The following is a 5,854-nucleotide window of genomic DNA, read 5'->3' on the forward strand; positions in this document are numbered from 1 at the left end:
ATGAGTTTCTCATAGGCACGGCTGCGCATCTTCTCCAAAGACAATGCGTGTTGGAGGTTCACTATCTTCTGGCGCAATATCTCATTGTCTGTCAAATTCGTTTCTTTATGAGCCATACGATACCTCTGGATTACTTCCGAGGGCAAAGATAACGATTTTGAATCAACGGGCCAACGTTTCAGCCATTGGAACATTGAACCACTAGACACATTCCACTTACGCAATATGGACGCTTGAGAAGCACCGCTAGAATAATAATCGATTAACACTTGCAGCTTGAACGAATACGAAAATTCGCGCGGGGTTTTACGTTTTGTCATAATTTCTTACTTTTTTTATAGTCAGAATTGTGACAAGCTAAATCCGTATAAGACATTTTTAGGACATTATCGAACTTTTCCCATATTGCGGAGGAAGGATTTTTGCGTTGTCAATGTCCCCCCAAAAAAATAAAACAGCTGCCTGTCTTTTGTCTTGCCCCGACGAGCTGGTGCTGATATGAGTTCACGGCGTATGGCTTTTAGTTGGTAAATTGCCGAATAACAATCCTCTGTAATTGAATGTTTCCAATGACTGATTTGGGACAAACAAGGATTGCATAAACCAAAAAGAAATCATAAAAAATAGGTATTGCGACATTCAAACCATACTCCGACCTTTGCTGCCAATTAAATTAATTTATTATCAATATGAAAAATTATAGAAAAAACCTATTGCCGGTATTGGCATTTTTTGTCATGGGGCTTTCCTCTTGCAGCAGCGATGATGCTATACAATATAGTGCAAATGCCCTTAAAAACACAGAGTTGATGACAGTGTTGAAGTCGAAAGGCTATCAATTTGACAAGGACGGCAAGCTGGAACTCAACGACTTGGCGAACAACACCACAGCGCTTGACCTCAGTGGCACCAACCTAAAGGACTTAAGCGGTCTTGACATCCTGCCAAACCTGAAGGAGGTGAAACTCTCCAACAACGGATATAAGATGGAGTTCGACTTCTCACAACTGCCGGCACAGATTACCGGGGTAGATTTGACGGGCAACGAAATTTATGAGTTCAAGGGGCTGACAAAAGAGGACGCAGAGGGCAATATCACCATTTTGCACAACCTTAACAAACTTTATCTGCCCAACAGTGCAAAATATAACGAGGATGAAATCGTGTCCTTTTATAAGACTGCGAAAGATGTTGATATGCAGATGAGCGATGAAAAAGGAACTTTGCAGAAATACAACACTCTGCGCACTATTCCAAACGTCGGACTTCGTGAAAGCTTGAAATCAATGTTTTCAAATCTCTTTGTTAAAGATGAAGCAGGTAATGATGTGATTGATATTTCAAAACGCCTTGTTAGTCCAGAACAAAAAGTACAATCTTTAGCATTTTACCCAGAGGTAGATGACTTGGATGGAGTACAATACATTATTCACAATAAAGGGTATGAAGGAACTGCTATTGGTATAGGCCCCTCTGAAGAATCTGGCAAGTACACATCCATACCTTATTTGAGAATCCCCAAGAGCGTACAAATGTTGGTGTTAGACCGCATAGACACACCCAATGGAATTATTTTGGATGATGCCACAAATCTCCGCCTATTGGGTATCTATGAAAATCCAGGTATAAAGGAGATTGATTTTTCTAAGTCTAAGGCTTTTGGTCAAAGGGGAATAGTAAAAGATATGCTCGGATTTGAGTTTTCATGGCTTGGTATAGAATGTTGAGACAAACTTGAGAAGATAACGATTCCTGAGAAAGCAAAGTATGCCGATGAAATAGGATTGCTATCTTTGAAGAATTTACAGGAGATAAACTTAGGCGGAATAGAAGGGGTTCTCAATCTTAAACTTATTTATCTGCCCAAGTGCAAAATTACCTATCCTAACTTTAAAGTTTTCATAAAAGTTGAAGATGTTGATATGGAAAATGGTCAAACTGTATTCTCCACAACAAAGGATGTCTATGACAACACCAATGGCGCCGCATTTGTGAAAAAATATCGTAAAAACCTTAGTAATGGCTATGGTATAAGATATTACAACAACTTCAATACAGAGTTTATACCGATTTTCGATTGGACGAAATAAGTGTGTTTTTTCATTATTATTAACTCGGTAATTTTTATCAAAATGAAAAAAGCATTATCGTTTATTGCACTCGTTGCAGCAAGAATATTCTTGCTGTGTTCTGTTGCGCTGTTTACTTGTTCTTTGTTTTCGTCATGTAGCGGCGATGAGGAGAATGGTAAAAAACCGGTGGAGGATAACCTTATCCTTAAAGCAAAGGATATTTTGAAAGATAGTATCGTAGTTCGTTCCAAGGCTATGATGGGACCTGTTGATAAGACGCTTCTTCCTGAAGGGTGTCCCTTGAAATATTATTTTTCATGGGACTTGAAGTCGGAGACTCCCCTGAACATCAAACTCAAAAATTTCTCGGTGGGCAATATGCCCGTACAGGTGTGGTTTAACATCTATTGCAGACTTATTCCACTTAACTCATGGGAGAAGGACGAATACAAAGGCGATGGCTGGATAAAGTTTACCGGTGTGAACGGTGATGTAACATATACTCCAAACCAGCATGATGTAAACGGTGAATATACTGACGGTAAAGGCGGAGCAGGAACTGTTATAGGTTATCTGAACGTGAACACAAAGCAGATAGAATTCTCCACCAATTTCAATGTCATGTTGATGCAGAGTTTTGTTTTTTTACAAACCATAGACTATTCGAAAATGGATACTTACGAGGAAGACTTTGCCAAATATGAGGCGGATTTAAAAGCTTATAAGAAAGAACATGGATTATAAGACACATATAATCGTGTGAATCTCCCTAAAGAATATGAACACTTCATTCGGATATCTCTACATAAAAAAAGCATCCTCTCATTATGTACAAAGTTATGCTTTTGCAGGCTGTAGGTTTAGGGGATTAAAATAGTAATAGTGAAAATAAGAATCATACATTTATCGTTTGTCCTTGTGCTGATAGGTTGGGGTGTAATGCCTGCCTCAGCACAGGATAAACAGAAAACGAAGTTAGACACGACGAAGACCATGCGGTTGGACAATGTAGTCGTTATGGGATCGCAATCAGCACGCCCCATGAAACTTTCGCCCATCACTACTCGGGTGCTAAGCGGAAAAGGATTGGTGGAGAGCGGTTACAGCGATTTCCAACAGGCACTGCAACACGAGACACCGGGACTAAGCATACAGAAAGTAACATTCGGAAGCGAAATCAACCTCGACGGTTTGGATGCCCGCCATGTGCTTTTCCTCACTGACGGCGAGCGCATGACGGGCGATATGGCAGGCAACCTTGACTACGAGCGTTTCAACCTTCATGCCATCGACCGCGTGGAAATAGTAAAAGGAGCAAGCAGCACACTCTACGGCAGCCGGGCTTCGGGAGCGGTGATCAACATCATCACAAAGAAAACAAACGAACCCTTTTCCTTTGACGCAGGTTTTCGTTGGGGACAAATGAATGAAAGAAATTTCAAAAACCCCAAGAAAAAGGATTTTATCTATATGTTTGAAAAGAATGCCGACCGTCCCAATCTGCAAGGATGGCTGTCGGCAGGGTTCAAGCAAGGCGCCTTCACATCACAAAGCGATGTATGGTATAGCGAGAGCGATGCTTTCTATCTGTATCAGGCCAAGAACGACCGCAAGGTCTATACGAAAGAGGCAAACCCTTTCTTGGAAAAGGACATCATTTTGGAAAGCACTTTTCCTCGTCCACCTATGGGAATAGAGGGACGTGAGCATATCATCGCCTCGCAAAAGCTCTATTTCGAGCCCTCAACGAATTTCAAGGCGCAAGCATACGGCTCAGTGTTTTTCATCAATCAGTATGATTTGGTGCAAGATCTCGTACTGACACAGGGACGCGATTACACGTGGGGGGCAAAAATGAGTTACACATTGAGAAATTGGCTCACGCTAACGGCGAGCCTTCACAAAGATTATTACGACCGCTTCAAACGCCATGAACGCCGCAATGAGCGCAAACCGGTTTACCACTCACGCATCTTCCAACCACGACTGACACTTAGCAGCAACTATTTCGCCGGACACGCGCTCATCATGGGCATAGAATATTGTGGCGACCGGCTGACGAGCGATCGCTTCGTAAATCACAAAATGACGTCGCGCACGTTGAAGGAGACTGAGTTTTACGTGCAGGACGATTGGACGGTGAACGACCATTGGATGATATCTGCAGGCGTGCGCACCAATTTTTCAGAAGCATTCGGATTCATGTATATGCCCAAAATTGCCGCAAAATTCTCACCCAACGACCATTGGGCAATACGTGCCAATTACTCCATGGGATACCGCTCGCCGAGCATCAAGGAACTGTTTTTCAACTGGGACCACTTGGGAATGTTCATGATCAAAGGTAACGAGTTCTTGAAACCCGAGAAGAGCAACTACGTGTCGGCAGGCGTGGAGTACAGTAACAGCCATTTCTTCTTCAACGGCACACTCTACGGAAATTTCTACCGTAAAAAGATAGAGGGAATATGGCGCATTTACGATATGCAATACAACTTCGAGTATGCCAATTTGAACCGCCAAACAATGGCCGGAATCGACCTGTTGGGACGTTGGACACCGGCAGATTGGCTCACGTTGAATGCCTCCTATTCGTATGTTCACGTGAGCAAGGAGAAAGGACTGCGCATCAACACCACATCGCCACATGCAGCAACAGCAGGCATAAAATACAGTTGCCGCAAGAAGAACTATCGCCTTGATGCCTATATGAACGCACAAATCATGGGAGAGAAACAATACGACGTGCAGGATCGTGTGTATGTGGAGAAAGAAGGTAGGTCGTATGATGCTTATTTTCGTTGCACGCTGCCCACTTATGTGCTATGCAACCTGAACGTGGCACAGACTTTCAAGGAGAAAATCAGACTTTCGGTGGGCATTGACAATATATTCAACTACAAACCAAAGACATTAGGGTCGGGATTGACTGCATTCAGCGTGCCTGCCACTGCCGGGGCAAGGGCATACATACAGTTGGAACTTAAAATAAGATAAAAGATTATTACTGTCCGCTAAACATCCCACATTTTTTATGAATTAGGGCTGACACTTCTCACGAGGTATCAGCCCTTTTTGTTATCTTTGCTTTTGTTTCCAAACTCAGATAACATGGGCAAAAGTACACATTTCTTCGGACAGCCGGTATATGGTCAGCTGATAAAATCTCTCGACCATGATAAAATAGTTGAAATAAGCCGTCGGAACGGCGGTGAGCGGTATGTGAAGACCTTTGATGGCTTCACCCATCTTCTTACGATGCTGTATGCAGTCATCATGCGCTTCGACTCCCTGCGCGAGATAGAGGCGGCAATGACGGCTGAGGTGCGCAAGCTTCACCACATAGGCATTGACAGGGTTCCTAAGCGCAGTACCCTGTCAGATGCGAACGCCAGACGCTCGGAGAAGTTCTTTGAGGACGTGTACCACGACCTTTACGAGTCCAATAAGGACAGACTTTCTTCGGACAGCCGACGCAATGGTACGGAGGAATGGATAAAGCGTCTGAGAATCATCGATTCCACCACGATAACCCTGTTCTCTAACGTCATCTTCAAGGGTGTGGGACGGCATCCTAAGACGGGAAAGAAGAAGGGAGGCATAAAAGTGCATTCCGTCATTCATGCAAACGAAGGAGTTCACTGTGACGTGAAGTTCACTTCTGCTGCTACCAACGATTCCTTTATGCTCGCCCCCAGCCATTTCAAGCATGATGAAATCATTGCCCTGGATCGTGCATATATCAACTATGAAAAGTTTGAGGAACTGACCGAGAGGAACGT

Annotated in this window: 6 protein-coding genes; 5 read left to right on the top strand and 1 reads right to left on the bottom strand. The window is 43.3% G+C overall.

Going from position 1 to position 5,854, the window contains the following annotated elements; all coding sequences use genetic code 11:
* On the bottom strand, positions 1-320 hold a 320-nt coding region (locus E0E16_RS14005; protein WP_181951318.1), incomplete at its 3' end, for a hypothetical protein.
* Between the two features lie 369 nt (positions 321-689).
* Between E0E16_RS14005 and E0E16_RS12700 the strand changes: the two genes are divergently transcribed.
* The 5 genes from E0E16_RS12700 to E0E16_RS14485 all read left to right on the top strand — a co-directional run.
* On the top strand, positions 690-1,727 hold the full coding sequence (locus E0E16_RS12700; RefSeq protein ID WP_181951344.1) for a leucine-rich repeat domain-containing protein: 1,038 nt from the start codon (positions 690-692) through the stop codon (positions 1,725-1,727).
* 66 nt (positions 1,728-1,793) lie between these two features.
* On the top strand, positions 1,794-2,090 hold the full coding sequence (locus E0E16_RS13840; protein ID WP_181951345.1) for a hypothetical protein: 297 nt from the start codon (positions 1,794-1,796) through the stop codon (positions 2,088-2,090).
* 42 nt (positions 2,091-2,132) lie between these two features.
* Positions 2,133-2,816 carry a DUF4903 family protein gene (locus tag E0E16_RS12705; RefSeq protein ID WP_130830549.1) on the top strand — a complete coding sequence of 228 codons (684 nt, stop codon included), beginning with the start codon at positions 2,133-2,135 and terminating at the stop codon, positions 2,814-2,816.
* 195 nt (positions 2,817-3,011) lie between these two features.
* Positions 3,012-5,069, top strand: a complete 2,058-nt coding sequence (locus E0E16_RS12710; RefSeq protein ID WP_130830664.1) for a TonB-dependent receptor plug domain-containing protein — start codon at positions 3,012-3,014, stop codon at positions 5,067-5,069.
* A 114-nt stretch (positions 5,070-5,183) separates the two neighbouring features.
* Positions 5,184-5,854: DUF4372 domain-containing protein (locus E0E16_RS14485; protein ID WP_255418184.1), on the top strand; the 671-nt coding region annotated here is incomplete at its 3' end.

It is taken from the genome of Prevotella rectalis, assembly GCF_900607215.1.
Lineage (GTDB): Bacteria > Bacteroidota > Bacteroidia > Bacteroidales > Bacteroidaceae > Prevotella > Prevotella brunnea.

What these genes read in the sequence shown, in the direction of transcription:
- E0E16_RS12700 (WP_181951344.1), top strand. Translation starts at nt 690, where the DNA reads ATGAAAAATTATAGAAAAAACCTATTGCCGGTATTGGCATTTTTTGTC.
- E0E16_RS12705 (WP_130830549.1), top strand. Translation starts at nt 2,133, where the DNA reads ATGAAAAAAGCATTATCGTTTATTGCACTCGTTGCAGCAAGAATATTC.
- E0E16_RS12710 (WP_130830664.1), top strand. Translation starts at nt 3,012, where the DNA reads ATGCCTGCCTCAGCACAGGATAAACAGAAAACGAAGTTAGACACGACG.